Source organism: Streptomyces sp. NPDC052043, from assembly GCF_044548235.1.
Classification (GTDB): domain Bacteria; phylum Actinomycetota; class Actinomycetes; order Streptomycetales; family Streptomycetaceae; genus Streptomyces.
The window spans coordinates 65,693-83,420 of the sequence record NZ_JBIUBT010000007.1 but is presented as its reverse complement, the minus strand read 5'-3'; the positions used below and the strand labels follow the sequence as shown (position 1 = coordinate 83,420).

Annotated in this window: 14 protein-coding genes and 1 pseudogene; 4 read left to right on the top strand and 11 right to left on the bottom strand. The window is 71.4% G+C overall.

Annotation, left to right across the window (positions count from 1 at the left end; genetic code table 11):
- Positions 1-16: 16 nt before the first annotated feature.
- From thrS to ACIHCX_RS19425, 8 genes are all read right to left on the bottom strand, one after another.
- Positions 17-1,252: a threonine--tRNA ligase gene (thrS, locus tag ACIHCX_RS19460; protein ID WP_400030964.1), complete on the bottom strand. Its 1,236-nt coding sequence runs from the start codon at positions 1,250-1,252 to the stop codon at positions 17-19.
- 253 nt (positions 1,253-1,505) lie between these two features.
- On the bottom strand, positions 1,506-2,540 hold the full coding sequence (locus ACIHCX_RS19455; RefSeq protein ID WP_400030962.1) for a proline racemase family protein: 1,035 nt from the start codon (positions 2,538-2,540) through the stop codon (positions 1,506-1,508).
- On the bottom strand, positions 2,540-3,472 hold the full coding sequence (locus ACIHCX_RS19450; protein ID WP_400030960.1) for a dihydrodipicolinate synthase family protein: 933 nt from the start codon (positions 3,470-3,472) through the stop codon (positions 2,540-2,542). Before ACIHCX_RS19450 ends, ACIHCX_RS19455 begins: the two co-directional genes overlap by 1 nt.
- 49 nt (positions 3,473-3,521) lie before the next feature.
- Positions 3,522-5,003, bottom strand: a complete 1,482-nt coding sequence (locus ACIHCX_RS19445; protein WP_400030958.1) for an FAD-dependent oxidoreductase — start codon at positions 5,001-5,003, stop codon at positions 3,522-3,524.
- The gene (locus ACIHCX_RS19440) at positions 5,000-5,416 is read right to left on the bottom strand and encodes a (2Fe-2S)-binding protein (protein ID WP_400030956.1); all 417 of its coding nucleotides are present in this window, start codon (positions 5,414-5,416) and stop codon (positions 5,000-5,002) included. Before ACIHCX_RS19440 ends, ACIHCX_RS19445 begins: the two co-directional genes overlap by 4 nt.
- On the bottom strand, positions 5,413-6,612 hold the full coding sequence (locus tag ACIHCX_RS19435) for an NAD(P)/FAD-dependent oxidoreductase (protein WP_400030954.1): 1,200 nt from the start codon (positions 6,610-6,612) through the stop codon (positions 5,413-5,415). Before ACIHCX_RS19435 ends, ACIHCX_RS19440 begins: the two co-directional genes overlap by 4 nt.
- 108 nt (positions 6,613-6,720) lie before the next feature.
- Positions 6,721-7,335: a helix-turn-helix domain-containing protein gene (locus tag ACIHCX_RS19430; protein ID WP_400030952.1), complete on the bottom strand. Its 615-nt coding sequence runs from the start codon at positions 7,333-7,335 to the stop codon at positions 6,721-6,723.
- 135 nt (positions 7,336-7,470) lie between these two features.
- Positions 7,471-8,382, bottom strand: coding sequence for a MurR/RpiR family transcriptional regulator (locus ACIHCX_RS19425; RefSeq protein WP_400030950.1), 912 nt, complete (start codon positions 8,380-8,382; stop codon positions 7,471-7,473).
- Between the two features lie 111 nt (positions 8,383-8,493).
- Between ACIHCX_RS19425 and ACIHCX_RS19420 the strand changes: the two genes are divergently transcribed.
- The 3 genes and pseudogenes from ACIHCX_RS19420 to ACIHCX_RS19410 form a co-directional block, all read left to right on the top strand.
- Complete coding sequence (locus ACIHCX_RS19420; protein WP_400030948.1) at positions 8,494-9,912, top strand: MFS transporter; 1,419 nt, start codon at positions 8,494-8,496, stop codon at positions 9,910-9,912.
- On the top strand, positions 9,909-11,078 hold the full coding sequence (locus ACIHCX_RS19415) for an amidohydrolase family protein (RefSeq protein WP_400030946.1): 1,170 nt from the start codon (positions 9,909-9,911) through the stop codon (positions 11,076-11,078). Before ACIHCX_RS19420 ends, ACIHCX_RS19415 begins: the two co-directional genes overlap by 4 nt.
- Before the next feature lie 63 nt (positions 11,079-11,141).
- Positions 11,142-11,507 (top strand): annotated as a pseudogene (locus ACIHCX_RS19410) (AraC family transcriptional regulator); the annotation flags it as partial.
- Between the two features lie 392 nt (positions 11,508-11,899).
- Here ACIHCX_RS19410 and ACIHCX_RS19405 read toward each other — a convergent pair.
- Together ACIHCX_RS19405 and ACIHCX_RS19400 are read right to left on the bottom strand one after the other, a co-directional pair.
- Complete coding sequence (locus ACIHCX_RS19405) at positions 11,900-13,417, bottom strand: APC family permease (protein WP_400030944.1); 1,518 nt, start codon at positions 13,415-13,417, stop codon at positions 11,900-11,902.
- Between the two features lie 240 nt (positions 13,418-13,657).
- Positions 13,658-14,923 carry an amidohydrolase family protein gene (locus tag ACIHCX_RS19400; RefSeq protein ID WP_400030942.1) on the bottom strand — a complete coding sequence of 422 codons (1,266 nt, stop codon included), beginning with the start codon at positions 14,921-14,923 and terminating at the stop codon, positions 13,658-13,660.
- Between the two features lie 193 nt (positions 14,924-15,116).
- Between ACIHCX_RS19400 and ACIHCX_RS19395 the strand changes: the two genes are divergently transcribed.
- Entirely contained in the window at positions 15,117-15,836 is a 720-nt protein-coding gene (locus ACIHCX_RS19395; protein WP_400030940.1) for a GntR family transcriptional regulator, read from the top strand.
- 93 nt (positions 15,837-15,929) lie between these two features.
- On the opposite strand, the gene ACIHCX_RS19390 is transcribed toward ACIHCX_RS19395, so the two are convergent.
- A complete protein-coding gene (locus tag ACIHCX_RS19390; RefSeq protein WP_400030938.1) occupies positions 15,930-17,357 on the bottom strand; it encodes a chitosanase in 1,428 nt (475 codons plus the stop codon).
- Positions 17,358-17,728 lie beyond the last annotated feature (371 nt).

Below are 17,728 nucleotides of genomic sequence, written 5' to 3'. Positions count from 1 at the left end.
GCTGATCGCGGCGCTGCTATGCGGTGGGATCGGCCCACAGGTCGGTGCTGTGGGCCCTGACGAGAGCGCTGATGTGGGTGAGTGCGTCACTGACCGGCTGCGGGTCGAGTCGGCGTCCGTCACGCAAGCGCAGCGCGACGTGATCGTCAGCGGCCTCCTTGGCGCCGATGACTGCTTGGTAGGGAACCAGGCGGGCCTCTCGGATACGGGCGCCCAGGCTGCCGCGGTCCGGTCCCGCGATCTGGGCACGCAGTCCGAGGCGGGTGCAGCGTTGGGCGAGGGCCGCGGCGTTCGGCAGTTCGGTGTCGGAGATCGGGAGAATGACCAGCTGAGTGGGGGCGAGCCAGGCAGGGAAAGCACCGCCGTGCTGTTCGATGAGATGGGCGACGGCACGTTCCACACTGCCGATGACGCTGCGGTGGACCATGACCGGGCGGTGCTTGGCGCCGTCAGCGCCGATGTAGTGCAGGTCGAACTGCTCGGGCTGGTGGAAGTCGATCTGGACGGTGGACAGGGTGAACTCCCGGCCGGCGCCGTCGGTGACCTGGACGTCGATCTTGGGGCCGTAGAACGCTGCCTCTCCCTCGGCTGCCTCGTAGGGCAGGCCGGAGCGGTCGAGGACGTCGGTCAGCAGGGCGACGGACCGTTGCCACTTCTCGGGTGCGGCAACGTACTTGCCACCGGGGCCCGGGAGGGACAGCCGGTGCCGGGTCGGGGTGATGCCGAGCGCCTCGTACGCCCGGCGGATCATCTCCAGCGCCGCCTGCGCCTCCTCGGCGACCTGGTCCAGGGTGCAGAAGATGTGCGCGTCATTGAGCTGGATGGCCCGCACACGGGTCAGTCCGCCGAGCACGCCCGAGAGTTCGGAGCGGTACATGCCGCCCAGTTCGGCCATGCGCAGCGGCAGTTCGCGGTAGCTGTGGGAGCGGGAGCGGTAGATCACGGCGTGATGAGGGCACAGACTCGGCCGCAGGACGACCTGCTCCCCGCCGAGGTCCATCGGGGGGAACATGTCGTCGCTGTAGTGCGCCCAGTGCCCCGAGATCTCGTACAGCTCCCGCTTGCCGAGTACCGGTGAGTACACGTGCTGGTAGCCCGACAGCCGCTCGGCGGTACGGATGTACTCCTCCAGGGTGTGCCTCACGGCCGCGCCATCGGGCAGCCAGTACGGCAGGCCGGCGCCGATCAGCGGATCGGTGTCGAACAGGCCCAGTTCACGGCCCAGTTTGCGGTGGTCGTGCTTGGTGGTCATCGCGGTCTCCTTGCGGTTGCGGAGCAAGTGACCGGGCCTACGACGAAGCCCCGGGGCACTTGCCCCGGGGCTTCGGATCAGATCGTCTGTCAGCGCGCCGGGACACTCTCCGGCGTCGTCGTCACAGCAGCGCGCTTCATGTCGGACACGTTAGCAGGATGAAGCGATGGCCACACGGTCATTCCTTGTCACGTCCGGGCTGCGAGGGAAGGAGCCGTTGCGAGCTCCGGGGCACGCAACCGTGCCGGGTGCTCTAGAGCACGAAGCCGTGCGGGAAGGGGTCGCTCGGGTCGAGCAGATAGTTCGCGGTGGCGGTGATCCAGGCGCGGCCGGAGAACTCGGGGACGACGGCGGGCACTCCCCCGACCTCGGTGGTCTCCAGCAGCCGGCCGGTGAACCGTGTGCCGATGAACGACTCGTTGACGAACTCGGTGTTCAGCGGCAGTTCACCGCGCGCGTACAACTGGGCCATCCGGGCGGAGGTGCCGGTGCCGCAGGGAGAGCGGTCGAACCAGCCGGGGCTGATGGCCATGGCGTTGCGCGAGTGCCGGGCGGTGGAGTCCGGAGCCAGGAACTGCACGTGCTTGCAGCCGCCGATGAGGGTGTCGACCGGGTGCACCGGCCGGTTCTGCTCATTGATGGACTTCATGATCGACAGGCCGGCGGAGAGGATCTCGTCCTTGCGTGCCCGGTCGAACGGCAGCCCGAGCCGGTCGAGTTCGACGATGGCGTAGAAGTTGCCGCCGTACGCCATGTCGTAGCGGACCTCGCCGAGGCCCGGGACCGTGACGGCGGCGTCGAGTTCGAGCGCGAAGGCGTCCACGTTGCGCAGGGTGACCTTCTCGGCGCGGCCGTCGCTGACCGTCACCCGCGCCTCGACCAGCCCGGCCGGCGTGTCGAGACGGACCCTGGTCTCCGGTTCGGTGACCTCGACCATCCCGGTCTCCACCAGGACGGTGGCCACGCCGATGGTGCCGTGACCGCACATCGGCAGAAAGCCGCTGACCTCGATGTAGAGCACGCCCCAGTCGGCGTCCGGGCGGGTGGGCGGCTGCAGGATCGCACCGCTCATCGCGGAGTGCCCGCGCGGCTCGTCGACCAGGAACCGACGCAACCCGTCCAGGTTCTCCACGGCGTAGCGGCGGCGCTCGGCCATGGTGTCGCCTGGGATGAGGCCCACCCCGCCGGTGACGACGCGGGTGGGCATGCCCTCGGTGTGCGAGTCGACGGCGCTGATCGTACGGACGGTGGGGGCACCACCCACGCCGTTCACGCTGTGGGAAAGCATCAGGCGGACCGCTTCTCGAGGGCGGAGACGGCGCGGGCCATGTCGGCCTGGACCTGCTCGCGCATCTGCGGGGTGAGCGGGCCGCGCGGCGGGCGGCACGGGCCGCCGTACCGGCCGACCTGCTCCATGCCGAGCTTGATGGCCTGGACGAACTCGGTGCGCGAGTCCCAGCGGAAGGCGGCAACCAGCGGCTCGTACAGGGCCCGCGCTGCTTCGAGTTTGCCGGTGACGGCGAGATCGTACAGGCGCGCCGACTCCGCGGGGAAGACGTTCGGGAAGCCGGCGAACCAGCCGGTGGCCCCCATCAGCAGGCTCTCCAGAACCACGTCGTCGGCGCCGCTGATGACCTCGATGCCGGGCGCCTGCTCCTTGATCTCCAGGACGCGCCGGACGTCGCCGGAGAACTCCTTGATCGCGACGATGTTGTCGATCCGGGCGATCTCGGCGACCAGGTCCGGGGTCAGGTCGACCTTGGTGTCGATCGGGTTGTTGTAGACCATGACCGGCAGGCCGACGGAGGCCACGGCCTCGAAGTGGGCGAGGACCTCACCGCGGTTGGCGCGGTACATGGTCGGCGGCAGGCACAGCAGCCCGTCTGCCCCGTCCTCGGCCGCGACCTCGGCCCAGTGCTTGGCCTGGTGCGAGCCGGCGCCGTGCACACCGACGACCACGACGCCCGAGTCGCCGACCGCCTCGATCGCCGTCCGGGCGACCTTGCGTCGCTCGTCGTCCGTCAGGGAGGAGTACTCGCCGAGCGAGCCGTTCGGGCCGACGCCGTGGCAGCCGTTCTCCACCAGCCAGCGGCAGTGCTCGGCGTAACGGTCGTAGTCCACAGCCAGACCGGCCGGGGCGGAGGCGTCCTCGGAGTAGGGAAGGGCGGTGGCCACCACCACGCCCCCGAGAGACAGGGCCTGCTTCTTGGTGTCGCTCATGAACTCTTCTCCTTGGAAGGGAAGTTGACAGTCGCAGAGAGTCGAGCTTTCAGCGGTGGTGAGAGGTCGGGTCCTCGGGGGACGGATCGGGGGCGGCGGCCAGTTCGCCGAGCCGGATGGGCTGGGCGATCGGACGCCGGTGCGGTGCGGGCGCCGGCAGACCCTCGACCGGCCGGTCGGCGGGCTCACCGGACAGCCGGGCGTTCAGCTCGGCGACCGTGGGGCCGCAGATCCGGGCCTGGCAGGGGCCCAGCCCGGCCCGGGTCTCCAGCTTGGCGACCCGCGCGGCGGCGCTCGCCCGGTCCGCGGCGGCCCGGCACAGCGAGGCGTAGTCGGCCTCCTCGCAGCGGCAGACGACGGTCTCGGGGCGCAGCCACGCCGGCCAGGCCGTACCGATCGGGTGCGCCCGGGCCAGCCGCTCGGCGAACGCGCGACCCTGGTCCCGGCTACGGCGCAGATGACGCAGTGCGGGCGCATCCGGGTCGCCGTCGGCGGCGAGCCAGCCGGCGAGCGCGCCCTCCGCCCGCGCGGCCGGGGCGCCCGCGATGCCGGTGATCTCGCCGGCCGCGTACACGCCGGGACAGCTGGTGGCCTGGTCGTCGTCGACGTCCACGAACTCGCCGCCCGGCGTGCCGCGCAGGGCGCATCCGGCGGCCACCGGCAACTCCAGTTGCGGGCTGAAGCCGTGCGTGACGCACGCCGCGTCGACCGCGATCGTGTGCTCGCTGCCCGGCACCACCGACCAGTCCGCACGCAGCCGTGCCGTGACGACCTCCTCGACCCGGCCGTCGCCGCGCGCCTCGATGACGGTGCGGCCCGCGCGGTAAGGCACCCGGTGGCGGAGCAACAAAGCGGTGTACTCGGCGAGTTCTCCGGTCTTGCCGGCCTGCGCGGCCAGCTGCCACGGACGCCGCGACCAGCCGCGGGCCACGGTGCCCGGGGTGTTGGCCTCCAGCACCCCCAGCACCTGGGAACCGGCCTCCAGCAGCGAGGCCGCCACCGGAAGCAGGAACGGTCCGGTGCCGGCGACCACCACCCGATCACCGACCACGACCCGCTCCCCCTTGGCGAGCGCCTGCGCCGCACCGGCGGTGAAGACACCGGGCAACTCCCAGCCCGGGAAGGGCAGGACGCGATCATGGGCGCCGACGGCGAGCACCAGCGCATCGGGGTCGAGTGTCGTCCGGCGGCGCTCGCCGCCGTCAGCCGGGCCGCGCAGCACATGCACCCGCGGCACCCCGGGCTGTTCCGGGTCGGGGCGCTCCAGCGCCCATACCGAGGTCTCGGCCCACCAGGCGCACCGGGGGTGGGCGAGCACCCGGCGGCGGCGCCGGTCGAAGGCCTTCCAGCCGTGGTGCAGCACCTCGGGACGGGCGGCGCCGTACGCCTCGGGCAGCATCCGGTGGTACTGGCCGCCGGGCTGGTCCGCCGAGTCGATCAGCGTCACCCGGGCGCCGGCGCTCAGCGCGGCCTCCGCGGCGGCAAGGCCCGCGGGCCCCGCGCCGACGACCGTCACATGACGTCGTGTCATCGCTCCCCCGATCCGGATGACTTGGCGTTCCCCTGGGCCCCGGGGGCCGGCTCCTGGGCGGTCTCCGACTGCGGAGACGACACGGTCTCCGGATCCCGCGGCAGGTCCGACGCCGACTGCCGGGTCTGGGTGGTCACCACATCGCCGTCGCGGGCCCGGCGGCGGCACGCGCGTACGTCACGCTCGTCGCCCACGGTCACCAGACAGTCGAAGCAGACGCCGATCCCGCAGAACACCCCGCGGGGCGCGCCGGAGCGTCCTCGTCGCCAGGCCGGCCGGTCGGCGGCGAGCAGCACGCCGGCGATGGTCTGGCCCGCGATGCCGTCGACGCGCTCGCCGTCGACAGTGATCCGCAGCGGCCGGTCCTGTCGGCCGACGGCGTCGGACTCGGCGCGGACACGTCTGGGGCTCATGCCGTCTCCTCACTGGCAGGGGGTGCGCTCTCGCCCAGCACGGCCGGACGGTCCACCCGGAACGGGGTGGCGTCCATGTCCGTCGGCTCACCGAGGATCAGATTCCGCAGCAGCCGTCCGGTGCCCACCGACAGCCCGATCCCGGCACCTTCGTGACCGCCCGCGTGCCAGAGACCTGCCAGCCGGGGATCGGCGCCGATGATCGGCAGATGGTCGGGGACGTACGGCCGGAAACCGCCGTACGCACGCATCACCGGGACCTTGGCCAGCGTCGGGAACAGTCGCAGTGCCTTCGCCGCGATGGCCGACAGAACCTCCGGGCGCAGCCGGTCGTCGAAGCCGACCCGGCGGCGCGAGGAGCCTATGAGCACACTGCCGCCGCGGGTGGACTCCACGACCGCGGAGGTCTGCAGATCCTCGGCGCTGCTACCGACCGCGCCCACGTAGTCCGCGTCGTAGACCTTGTGGAAGACCATCGGCGGCAGCGGCGTGGTCACCAGGACGTCACCGCAGCGGGGCCGCACATCCACCGGTGCGCCGAGGCGGGTGGACAGCTCACCGGCCCAGGGGCCCGCCGCGTTGACGAACCCGTCCGCCTCCAGCAGGCCGGCCGAGGTACGGACCCCGGTGATCCGCTCGCCGCGGGTGGCCGCGCCCAGCACCTCGCAGCCCGTCCACAGGGTCGCACCGGCCGCGAGTGCGTCGCCGAGCAGGGCGGCGGCCGCTCCGGCCGGCTGCACCTGCGCGTCCTCGGGGTAGTACAGGGCCGCGGTGTGCTCACGGGTGACGTACGGCTCCGCCTCGGCGAGCGCCTCGGCGTCCAGCACCTCGGCGCGCACCCCCGCCGCGCGCTGGTCGGCGGCGAACCGGGCCAGCCCCTGGGCTCCGGCGCCGGTCGTCGCCACGACGATGCCGCCCTTGGGCTCCCACTCCACCGCGTGCGCCGCGTGCGCGGACCGCTCGGCGACCTCGGCGAGCACCTGCGGCCACAACGTCCGGGAGATCAGGGCGAGTTCCAGCTCCGGACCCGGCCCCTTGTCGGAGACGAGCACATTGCCCTCGCCGTGGGAGGTGGTCGCCGAAGCGGCTGCCCCGCGGTCGACGACGATGACCTCGATTCCGGCCAGGGCCAGCTCGCGAGCGCAGGCGGCGCCGACGATCCCGGCGCCCAGCACCGCCACCCGCGTTCCGTACATCGAACCTCCTCGTTCGCTGAACCGAACGAACGGAAAGCTATGACGCGGCACGGAGCGTGTCAACGGTCGAGCCGGACCGAATCCTCCCCTCCACTGCGCCGCGGGCCGTCACCCTTCTGTCGCGCAGGCGTCACCGGGCGTCGCGTCCGACAGATGCAGCCGTTGATCGGCCCGGTACTGGAGCAGCAGCACCGAGCGCACCTCGCCGTCGAGCGCCGTGTAGCTGTGCGGCACCCCGGCATCGAAGCCGACGTAGTCGCCGGGGCCCAGCTCGACCTCGCGCCCCTCCACCCGCACACCGAGCCGGCCCGCCTGCACGATGGTGTGCTCGGTCCCCACATGACCGAGCGACTCCTGCCGCTTGCCGGCTCGTACCTGCTGGTCAAAAACCTCGAGGACGGCGTCGCCCGACTCGATCCGCTGCAGCGGGCGCAGATTCACCCCCTCGCCGCTCAGCACCTCCGCGTCCTTGGCGCGTACAACGGTGAGCCCGCCGGCGGGCGGGGCGTCCAACAGGTCGGAGAGGGGCACCTCCAGCACGCGCGACAAGCTGAACACCGTCTCGATGGTGGGGTTGCCCGCTCCCGACTCCAGTTGCGAGAGCGTCGCCTTGCCGATCTTCGAGCGCCGGGACAACTCGGAGATCGACAACCCCCGGCGGGTCCTCGCCTGTCTGAGATTGGCGGCCAGCACGTGCCGAACCGAGCCCTCGGGGACGCTCACGTTCCCTTCCCTTCTCCCCTGCCGCCGTTCGATATACCGTACGGACGTCCAGCAGTATCGTTCGCTATCCCGATCAGGATCGGGCCTCACCCTGCGGCATGGCAAGAAAGACGGCGACCGGGGAGGGCGCCGGCGTCACGACTTCTCGCGTTCCCGGCGGACGCTGTCACCCGGGACGTTCCCCTCGCTCGGTTCGTCCTCGGCGAAGAGATCCATCTCCCGCCAGACGGCGTCCACCCGCTGGGCGGCGGCCCGGCTCGCCGCCGGGTCGGTGGCGGCGAGCTCCGCGGCCAGCGCGTGCGCCACGCTGGTCGCAACGGTCATCGACTGGAGGTTGGCCACACCCTCGGTCGGGATCACCAGGAGATGGTCGGCCTCCCGCGCCGCGGGGGAATGGTGGGTGTCCGTGATCACGCAGGTCACCACACCCGCCGCGCGGGCGAGGCGGAGCGCGGCCACCGTCTGCCGGTAGTGCTGCCAGAAGCTCCACGCCACCAGGCAGTCGTGCTCGCCCAAACCGGCGACGGCGTTGGCGAGTTGTGGCCCGCCCCGGTCCTCGTAGGCGACGGGGAACCCCCGGCTCACCGCGAGCATGGCGAGGGTGGCGGCGCCGACCGCATGCGTGCCCGAGGCGACCACCACCGTGCGGCGTGCCTCCTTGATGGCACGGACGACCGCACGCGCGGTGTCGAAGTCGAACGACTGCTCCAGGGACCGCAGGTTCTGCGCGTCGCGGGCGAACGCGGACGCCAGCAGGCCGCCGTGGTGCTCGGCCGACGGCTCGGAGTCGTAGCGGTGGGCAAGGTAGACGGCGCGCAACTCCCCTTGCAGCTGAGGCCATCCCGGGTACCCGAGGCTCTGGGCGAAGCGGACCACCGTCGCCGCGTTCACCTCGGCTCGGACCGCCACCTCGGCGGCGGTGGCGTACGAGCAGTAGGTCGGCTGAGTCGTCAGGACTTGGCGGACTCGCATGGCCTTCGGGCCCAGCCGCACGTCGGCGACCACCGCGTCGAGCCACTCCGCGACGTTTGCACCTTCATCGATCACACCCCTATTTTGCCCATGCATGGCTTATTGCATTGACCGTTGTTTGCAACAACACGTGCCTGTAAGGTGCTCGCCATCGCGACCTTCCCCTTCTGGCTTGAAGGAGGTGCCATGTCGGCACCACAGGCGAGCAGCGGCCCCTCACTACTGGCCCGTCTCGAACGCCTTCCGGTATCCCGTCCGCATTTCAGACTGATGTTCATGGGTGGCCTCGGCATCGCCTTCGACGGCATGGACGGCTCCCTGGTCTCGTATGTCCTCCCCGCCGTCACACCGCTGTGGCACCTGGCCCCGTGGCAGACAGGGGTGCTCGGCAGCTCCCTGCTGATCGGGATCATGATCGGCGCGCTTTCGGCCGGACTCGTCGCCGACACGATCGGGCGCCGACGGGTGATGATGTACGCACTCTTCCTGTACTGCGGCGCCACCGCGGTCGCCGCGTTCGCACCGAACTGGGAGTTCTTCTTCGCGGCCCGCCTGGTGGCCGGGATCGGCGCCGGCGCGGAAGCGGCGGTCATCCCGGCCTTCATGTCCGAGTTCGTGCCGGGCCGGATCCGGGGGGTGTTCGTCAGCGCGACCGCCGGCTTCTTCTCCCTCGGCTACGTCGCGGCGGCGCTCCTCGGCCGCTTCTTCGTGCCGGCCTTCCCCGACGGCTGGTGCTTCGCCCAACTGGTCACCGCAGCGCCCGTGCTCATGCTGTTGTGGTGGCGACGCAGGCTGCCGGAGTCCCCTCGCTGGCTGGTGCAGCAAGGCAGGCTGGCGGAAGCCGAGGCGGTCGTCGCCGAACTGGAGGCGGGCGTCGAACGCGCCACTGGCGCCCCACTTCCGCCGGTACCGGCTCCGACCGCACCCGCCGTTCCGACGCGGCAACCCGCGGGAGCCCTGCAACGCCTCACCGGGCTCTGGCGCGGCGACATGGCCCGGCGCACCGCGGTGCTCTGGCTCCTGTGGATCAGCGTCACCTTCGCCTACTACGGCTTCTTCACCTGGATTCCCTCACTGCTGGTCCAGCAGGGGATGACCATGTCGAAGAGCTTCACCTACGCGCTGCTGATCACCCTCGCGCAGATTCCCGGCTACTACTCGGCGGCGTTCGTGGGCGAGCGAATGGACCGCACCCGCACCATCGCGGTCTACCTGGCCGGTGGGGCGCTGTCGGCCTACCTGCTCTCCCGGGGAGGCAGCGACCTCCGGGTGCTGCTGTTCGGCGCGCTGCTGTCGTTCTTCATGAACGGCACGTACGCCGCCCTCTACGCCTACAGCCCGGAAATTTACCCCACCGCGATCCGGGCGACCGGTTCCGGCGCCGCATCGGCCTTCGGGCGGATCGGCGGCATCTCGGCCCCGATCGTCATCGGAGTGCTGTACGCCTCGCTCGGCTTCGGCGGGGTGTTCGCGATGGTGACCGGCGCGCTGGCGGCAGGGGCCGTGGTGGTCGTGCTCTTCGGGGTGAGCACCAACGGCCGGACGCTCGAGGAACTGACCGAGGCGGCCGATTCCACCGACACACTCCAGGAGGCACACCGGTGAACCCGATCATCCTGCGCAACGCGACGGTACTCGATCCCCGGGCGGGCGAGCTCATACCCGACCGCTCGGTGGTGATCCGGAACGGCCGCATCGAGGAGGTCGCCGACGCCAAGGCCCACGCGGGTGACGCCACGGTGATCGATCTACGGGGCCGGGTCCTCATGCCCGGCCTGATCGACTCGCACGTCCACGCCACCCAGGCCAGCTCGGACTTCGCCGAACTGCGCTCGTGGTCGCCCTACTACGCCGCGGCACGGGTCTCCCGGCTGCTGCGCGAGATGCTGCTGCGTGGTTTCACCACCGTCCGGGACATGGGGGGCGCCGACCACGGCGTGGCGCGCGCCGTGGAGGAAGGGCTGTTCGAGGGGCCCCGGGTCCTCTACGGCGGTCCGATCATCGCGCCGACCGGCGGCCACGGCCTGACCGAGATCTGCGACGGCGAGACCGAGCTGCGCCGGGCGATCCGCCGGCAGATGGCCCTCGGCGCACACCACGTGAAGCTCACCGTCAGCGGCGGCGTGATCTCCTCGATGCGGATCGACGCACTGGGGTTCTCCGAAGCCGAGATCCGCGCCGCGGTCGACGAGGCTGCCCTGGCCCACCGCTACGTCGCCGGGCACGCGTACACGGCCGAGGCCGTCAACCGGGCACTGCGCTGGGGTGTGCGCACCATCGAGCACGGCAACCTCATCGACGGTTCCAGCATCGAACTCTTCCGGCAGCACGAGGCGTTCTACGTGCCCACGCTGGCGTCGTTCTTCGCGCTGGCCCGCGAGGACGCGCCGCACGCCCTGTCCGCGGAGAGCCTGGCCAAGCTCCACCACGTGAGGGACGCGGGGATCCAGGCACTGGCGCTGGCGGACCGCGCGGGGATCCGCATCGGTTACGGCACCGACCTGCACGGCCCGCTGCACGCGCACCAGTCGATGGAGTTCCAGCTGCGCTCCCAGGTGCAGAAGCCTGCCGACATCCTGCGTTCGGCGACGGTCACCGGCGCCGAAATCGCCGGGCTCGTGGGCAGCGTCGGCGAGATCGTACCGGGCGCCCACGCCGACCTCCTGGTGGTCGACGGAAACCCACTGGAGGACATCGGTCTGCTCGCCGACCCCGAACGCAGTCTTCTGCTCATCATGAAGGGCGGCGGCTTCGTCAAGAACACCCTGTAGTGGATCGCTCCGGTCTCGGACGGGGGTTCTTCGGCCGGGGCATGCCTGAAGGCAGGGCCTCCTGTGCTGTCCATGTTGCCGCTCGACCCTTCGCGACAGCTGATCGGCTCGCAGTGCTCCGGCGCGCTCGTGCTGGCCCGCCTCGGGCTGCTGGGCAGCATGCCGGCTTGCACTGACAGGACGAGCCGGCCCTTCGTCGAAGCCTGCGACATCACCGTGCTGGACGCGCCGTTCCACGCCGAGGGGAACATCGCCACAGCCGGCGGCTGCCTGGCCTCCCAGTACCTCGCCACCTGGGTGATCACCCGAACGCTCGGAGAGGACGCCGCACGTGGCGTCCTCGACTACGTGGCTCCCGTCGGCGAAAACCACGAGACTGTCGAGCGCGCCATGCGTGCCATCCACGCGGGCGACCTCACACCCCGCTGACACCCTGCCCGGGACCCTGCCGGCCTGGCACCGCAGGTTCATCGCCGAAGTGGGACTACAGCGCCCGGCGCGCCCGCACTGGACGGCCACCGCCCAAGCAGCACGGCGGATCCAGGGCAAGCCGGCCCGACTCGGCCACCCGTGCTTCCTGCTGCCGGATCCGCTCGTCCGGTTTCGCCCGCCGGCGCCGCCTGGCCGACCCGGACCGGAGCCTTGCCGCCCTGCTGGCGGGGCGGCCGGACCGACGCCGCGGCGTTCCCTCTTCCGCAGCACCCTGCCGCAGAGCGGCAACCAGCGGCCCCACGCCCGGCCGCGCTCGGTGAGATGTCCGGCGCGGCATGCGGGGCGTGAGGCGGCTGGTTCGCAGGGGGCTGTTCGGTGCTCGCCCCGGATCAGTCGCGTTCCACGTCGACGGTGGTCAACTGCGCGTACCGCTCCGGGTCGGTGCGTCGGATGCGGCGCGCCACGACGAGACCCGCGCAGAACACCACGGGCAGCGGGATGAGCAGCGCGACGTTGACCATGCCCGAGGCTCCGGTGAGCAGGTCGAACCGCAGGGCCGCGAGGACGGTGAGCACGCTCAGCCCGAGGAAGGAGAGCAGGGGTGCCCACCGTGCCCGGAAGCTGGAGACGCCGCGGCGGTCGCGCCGGAAGAATCCGTACACCGCGAGGGCGGCGAGGGCCTGCATCGCCATGATGCCGAGGACACCGGTGCCGTTCGGCCACAGGAAGACCACCGCGTACGGATCGGCGCCGCTGAGGGCTCCGGCGGCGATGAAGACGGCTGCGAGAAGACTCTGGACGACCACGGCGGTGCCGGGGGATCCGTGGCCTGTGGTGACGCGGCCGAGCCGACGGGGCAGCAGTCCCTCGCGACCGAGGGCGTACATGTACCGGGCGGCGGCGTTGTGGAAGGCGAGGGTGGCGGCGAAGGCACTGGTGATGATCAGTACGTGCATGAGGTCGGGCAGCCAGGAGCCGACGAAGCGGCCGGCAGCGCTGAACACCATGTCGGGCCCACCCCCGCCCCGCGCGATGCGCACGGCGTCCTCGGGGCCGAAAGCACCCATGACCACCCACACGGCGAAGGCGTAGAAGACGGCGAGGAAGCCGACGGCGATGAACGTGGCCCGCGGCACGGTGCGCCTGGGCTCGCGGGCCTCCTCGGCGTAGATCGCGGTCGCCTCGAAGCCGGTGAACGCGCCGATGGCCAGGACGAACATGCCCGCCACACCCGCACCGCCCAGCGACCCGGGGTTCAGCACGGCGGGGTCCAGGGCGGCCGTGCCGCGGTGGCCCAGTACGCCGCCCTCCAGGATCAGCAGGACGACGACCTCCAGGACCAACGCGAGCCCGAGCACCTTGGCGCTGAGGGTGACCCGGAGCCAGCCGAGGACAGCGACGGCGACGATGCAGATCGCCGACCAGACCCACCAGGGCGCGACGAACCCGGTGAGGTCCGCGACGCCGCCCGAGGCGAAGAAGCCGAAACAGGCGACGAGCCCGATCTCCACCAGGTTGTACGAGAGGACCGCGACGTAGGCCGTCCCGATGCCGGTGGCCTTGCCCAGGCCACGGGCCACGTAGGCATAGAAGGCTCCGGCGTTGCGGACGTACAGGCTCATCGCGGTGAACCCGGCCGCGAACAGCGCCAGCAGCCCGCCGGACAGGACGTATCCCAGGGGCGTGGCGATCCCGCCCATCGCCATGGCGGCCGGGGCGACGCCTGCCACGGCCGTCAGTGGTGCGGCGGCGGCGACCACGAAGAAGACCAGGTCGAACACGCCGATGGCGGCGCTGCTCAGGGCGGTGCCGCCTTCGGTGGGCGGCGTCCCGGTGTCCGGGGCCGGGGGAACGGGGGCGCTCGGGCGTGCGACGGGGGCGCCGCCGGAGCCGCTGGAGACAGGCATGGGACTCCTAGCTGGGTGAGCTGAGTGGCCCTCAGGAGAGGGAAGGTGATGGGCACTTCGGGAGGAAGAGGAAGAGACCGGTGGTTTTCCGGATGCTCCTGGGAGAGGGCTGTGCGCCCGCCGTGATCCGGTCACTGCGGGGGAGGGGGTGCGCCCGTGGCGCGCTTCGGACGATCCGGGTGACCCGGCGAAGGTCGCGCTCCGCTCGGGCGCGTACGGGGGCGGTACGGTCGGCCCCTGTCACCAGGCGCGCTGGGCACCCGGTTCGGGGGTCGGCAGGCCCGCCACCGGGCAGCCGTCGGTGGCGAGGACTCGGCCGGCGTGCATGACCAGCAGGCGCCTGGGGTGTGCGGCGACCGCCTCGGCGACGCTTCCCGCCGCGACGGCGACGAGGTCGGCGTGGCTGCCCGGCCGCAGCCCGTAGCGGTCCAGGCCCAGCGCGGCGGCGGCCTCCGTGGTGACGAGCGAGGCCGCGGTCCGCAACTCGTCGTCGGTCATCAGGTCGGAGCGCAGACCGACGATGGTCGCGCGCTCCAGCATGTCGCCGGTCCCGTACGGCCACCATGCGTCGCGGATGTTGTCGGAGCCCGCGAAGACACGGACGCCGCTTTCACGCAGCCGCAGCATGGGAGGCATGGGTCCGGTGGGCCCGTTGGTGAGGATGGACACCCCCGCCTGTGCGAGCGCCGCGGCGGTACGGGCGAACGTGGCGGCCTCGACGTCGCCGAGGCAGTAGGCGTGGCTGACCGTCACCCGGCCGCCGAGGCCGAGCGCGCCGGTACGGGCGGCGATGGCACGCAGCTGTGCGGCGCCGGCCTCGCCGGGGTCGTGCAGGTGGATGTCGACGCCGGTGCCGTGCCGCTCGGCAAGCCCGAAGACCACGTCGAGCTGTCCGTCGACGTCGCCGTCGAAGCCGTGGGGGTCGAGGCCGCCGACGAGGTCGGCGCCTTCGCGCAGCGCCGCGTCCAGCAGGTCCGGTACGCCGGGCGCGGTGACCACTCCGCTCTGTGGAAAGGCGACGATCTGCATCGTGATCAGGTCGCGGACGCGCTCGCGGACCTCCAGCAGCGCATGCAGGTTCGCCAGGCGGGAGCGCGGGTCGATGTCGACGTGCGCGCGGGTGTGTCCGGTGCCGTGACCCACCATTCGGTGCACCAGTGCCAGGGCTCGCTCGGCCACCGGCACGGTGAGCCGCTGCCGGGTCTCGAGCTCGGCCGCGACCCGCTCGCGGATCGTCCTGCCCGCCACGTGCGGCTGCCAGGGCGCCCCGAGGAACGTCTTGTCCGGATGGGAGTGCCCGTCCACGAACGCGGGGAGCAGGAGCGCGCCGCCCAGGTCGACGCGCCCGTCGTCCGCGCCGCCGACCGTACCGGTCGGTTCCTCGGCGGGCGATACGCGCTCATCGACGGCCGCGATCAGGCCGTCACGCAGGGACACGTCTGCGCGTCGGCCGTCCGGCAGCGTGACATCGGCCAGGACGGAGGGGTACGAGGTGCTGCTGTGCATAGGACTTTCCGAACGCGTGAGGGTGATTTCCGTGCACCTCGACCGGGGCCGCGGACACCGGACTGCGCCGTGCGGGCCGAAGGGCACGCACAAGCTACTTGGTATACCGAATACCAGGCAAGGCCTTCTTTCACCTGGTGGGCACTAGGATGGAGCGGCGAACGGCAGGGCACCGGTCAGGAGAAGGCGCGAGATGGCGGAGACTACGCGGGACACCAGCATCGGAGCCGGGGACAAGTCCCTGCGCGACCAGGTGTACGAGGCGCTTCGTGAACTCATCATCGAGGGCGGACTCGAACCCGGCCGGCGGGTGGTCGAGCGAAACCTCGCCGCGGAGTTCGAGGTCTCCCGCGTTCCGGTGCGCGAAGCCATGCAGCGGCTGGAGACGGAGGGCTTCCTCACCACCCAGCCCCGGCGCGGAACCATCGTCTCCCGGGTCGGGGTGGAGGACACCGCCCACTTCTTCGACGTGCGCGAAAACCTCGAGGCGCTCGCCGCGGACCTCGCCGCCCGCCACGCCGACGCGGCGGGCCTGCGCCGGCTGGAGCAGCTGCTCGTCCGCGCCCGCCGGGCGGCCGAGCGCGGACGTGCACGGGACCTCGCGGCGCTCAATGCCGACTTCCACCGTGAGATCGTCGTCCTGTCCGGCAATCCGCTGCTCCAGGACCTCATGCAGCCGCTGGACGGGCGGCTGCGGCGGCTGTTCCGGCTGACCGCTGAGCCCGGGGACGGGCCGCTGATGTGCGGTGAACACGAGGAGCTGTTCCGCGCCGTGCGGTCGGGCGACGCGCAGACGGCCGCGCACCTGGCCCGACGGCATGTGGCCAACACCCGGGCCGCCGCCCTGCAGATCCTCGCCGCGCGCGCGACGGCCGAAGGACAGGAGCCACTGTCCGCCGTCGCGGGCCGGTGAACGCGGGGCTGGACGCCGCCGTCCCGACGCGTTCGGCCACACAGCCGGCGGGGCTGCCGCCGAAGAGGTGCCTCACGGCAGGGTTCCTTCCGGTCAGGATTGGGGGACGTTGAGGTCGTCGAATTCGGCGAAGTTCACGGTGCCCGCGTCGCGATGGGCTTCGAGGATGACGGAGATGTCCTTGGCCGTGGTGACCCATGCGGGGGTGGGCAGCGAACGCCGGTTGGTCCAGGTGATTCCGTTGGTGCTGGTGTCCCAGTAGAGGGTGCCGCCCGTCTCGCGGACGCGGACCCAGGCGTGCGTGGTCGCGTCGTAGGTGGCGGAGACGGCGTTGTTCTCCCAGTAGTCGACGTTGCTCGAGAAGCGGATGGTGCCGGTCGCCGTGTTGACGCTGATGGTGATCGCAGTGCCTTCCGGTGCTGCTGCCGACGTCAACTGGAAGCTGGCGTAGGCCTCGGAGACGGCGCCGTTCTTTTCCGGCGGGACCATGCGGACGAACGCGGAGGATCCGGCGAGGGTGTAGATGCCGGCGGACTGGTAGGCGCAGTAGTCGGGGCCGCAGGGCAGGCGGGCGCGCCCGCCGAGCTCGGTTGCCGCGGGGCTGCCGTAGTTGTCGGGCCACAGCACGGTGTTGATCGTGTTGTCGTCGAAGGTGTCCACGAGGTTCGCGATGAGCGACGGGTCGCCGGGGCCGCCGTCGCCGCCCTCAGGTTCGCTGACGGTGACGGTGATGTCCGACGACGACGTGCCGATGGCGTTGGTGGTGGAGTAGCGCAGCAGGTAGGAGCCGACGCGGGCATCAACCGGCGGGTCCGGCCGGTTGAAGGAGTAGCTGTCGCCGTACACGGACCAGGTGATCGTGCCGGTGAGGTGGAACTTGCCCGCGGCGATGAGCGGCCGGAAGATTCCCGAGCGGCCGTCGGTCTGATAGTCGCCCCAGCCGCGCAGCACGTCGTCGCGGATGTCGCAGAGTTTCGTCAGGTAAGCGGCCTCGCTGCCGCCCTTCGAGGGGGGCTTGCCGGCGGATGCGCGGGCCGCGGCGACGATCCCGCCGTAGGACTCGGAGTCGTCGCCGACGCCGTGGTTGACGAGGATGTCGTAGTGGATGGCCAGCCCGAGCGGGCCCACACCGTCCGCCAACGCCTGGACGAGGCAGTCGTCCCAGTACATGGACTTCCGCATGTCCCGCTGCACCTTCCGGAACACGGAATCCGTGTTCGCGGCCCGGATCCAGGCGTTCTTGAAGGCGGTACCGAGGTAGGTGCCGGCGGCGTGGGAGGCGGCATTGCCGTAGCCGACCCGGTAGCACTGCTGGAGGCCGGGGATGTAGGCGGCGAGCGGGTTGTCCGGCTGCTCCGCCGTGTACTGCTGCACCAGTTGCAGCATGTCACCCGACGAAGAGACGAAACCGACGACGCCCGCGGTGTAGCCGCGCTTGTCGCCGATGTCCTCGATGTACTGGTAGGCGGTCGTCCAGTCCTTCGTACTGTTCTCCGCGGTCGACGTGAGTTCGAATGCCATCTCCTGGCAGACGGGTTGGCGGATGTCGACGGTGTCGGCAGGGGATGAGCCGGGCGTCCAGGAGAGGGCAGCGGTCGTGTGGATGCTGGTTCCTGCGCCCATCGGCCCGGAGATGATCTGCCACGAGCGGGACGTGATCGGACTGCCGTTCGCGCTCTCCGTTGCCGTCCGAGTGAACGGGCCGTCCGGGAGTGTGGCGGTGGAGGCGCCTGCGGAAACGCTCGGTGTCGACCCGGTGCCGCCTCCGGCACCGTGGTCTGCGCCAGTCGTGATGTTCATGCTGACGAGGATCCACGACGACGCCGTTGCGCTGCACTCCGCGTCCGCCGGCAGCAGTTGCCCCGCGAGGACGGTGATCATCCGTGAGGTGA

What these genes read in the sequence shown, in the direction of transcription:
- thrS (WP_400030964.1), bottom strand. Translation starts at nt 1,252, where the DNA reads ATGACCACCAAGCACGACCACCGCAAACTGGGCCGTGAACTGGGCCTG.
- ACIHCX_RS19455 (WP_400030962.1), bottom strand. Translation starts at nt 2,540, where the DNA reads ATGCTTTCCCACAGCGTGAACGGCGTGGGTGGTGCCCCCACCGTCCGT.
- ACIHCX_RS19450 (WP_400030960.1), bottom strand. Translation starts at nt 3,472, where the DNA reads ATGAGCGACACCAAGAAGCAGGCCCTGTCTCTCGGGGGCGTGGTGGTG.
- ACIHCX_RS19445 (WP_400030958.1), bottom strand. Translation starts at nt 5,003, where the DNA reads ATGACACGACGTCATGTGACGGTCGTCGGCGCGGGGCCCGCGGGCCTT.
- ACIHCX_RS19440 (WP_400030956.1), bottom strand. Translation starts at nt 5,416, where the DNA reads ATGAGCCCCAGACGTGTCCGCGCCGAGTCCGACGCCGTCGGCCGACAG.
- ACIHCX_RS19435 (WP_400030954.1), bottom strand. Translation starts at nt 6,612, where the DNA reads ATGTACGGAACGCGGGTGGCGGTGCTGGGCGCCGGGATCGTCGGCGCC.
- ACIHCX_RS19420 (WP_400030948.1), top strand. Translation starts at nt 8,494, where the DNA reads ATGTCGGCACCACAGGCGAGCAGCGGCCCCTCACTACTGGCCCGTCTC.
- ACIHCX_RS19405 (WP_400030944.1), bottom strand. Translation starts at nt 13,417, where the DNA reads ATGCCTGTCTCCAGCGGCTCCGGCGGCGCCCCCGTCGCACGCCCGAGC.
- ACIHCX_RS19400 (WP_400030942.1), bottom strand. Translation starts at nt 14,923, where the DNA reads ATGCACAGCAGCACCTCGTACCCCTCCGTCCTGGCCGATGTCACGCTG.
- ACIHCX_RS19395 (WP_400030940.1), top strand. Translation starts at nt 15,117, where the DNA reads ATGGCGGAGACTACGCGGGACACCAGCATCGGAGCCGGGGACAAGTCC.
- ACIHCX_RS19390 (WP_400030938.1), bottom strand. Translation starts at nt 17,357, where the DNA reads ATGGCATTCGAACTCACGTCGACCGCGGAGAACAGTACGAAGGACTGG.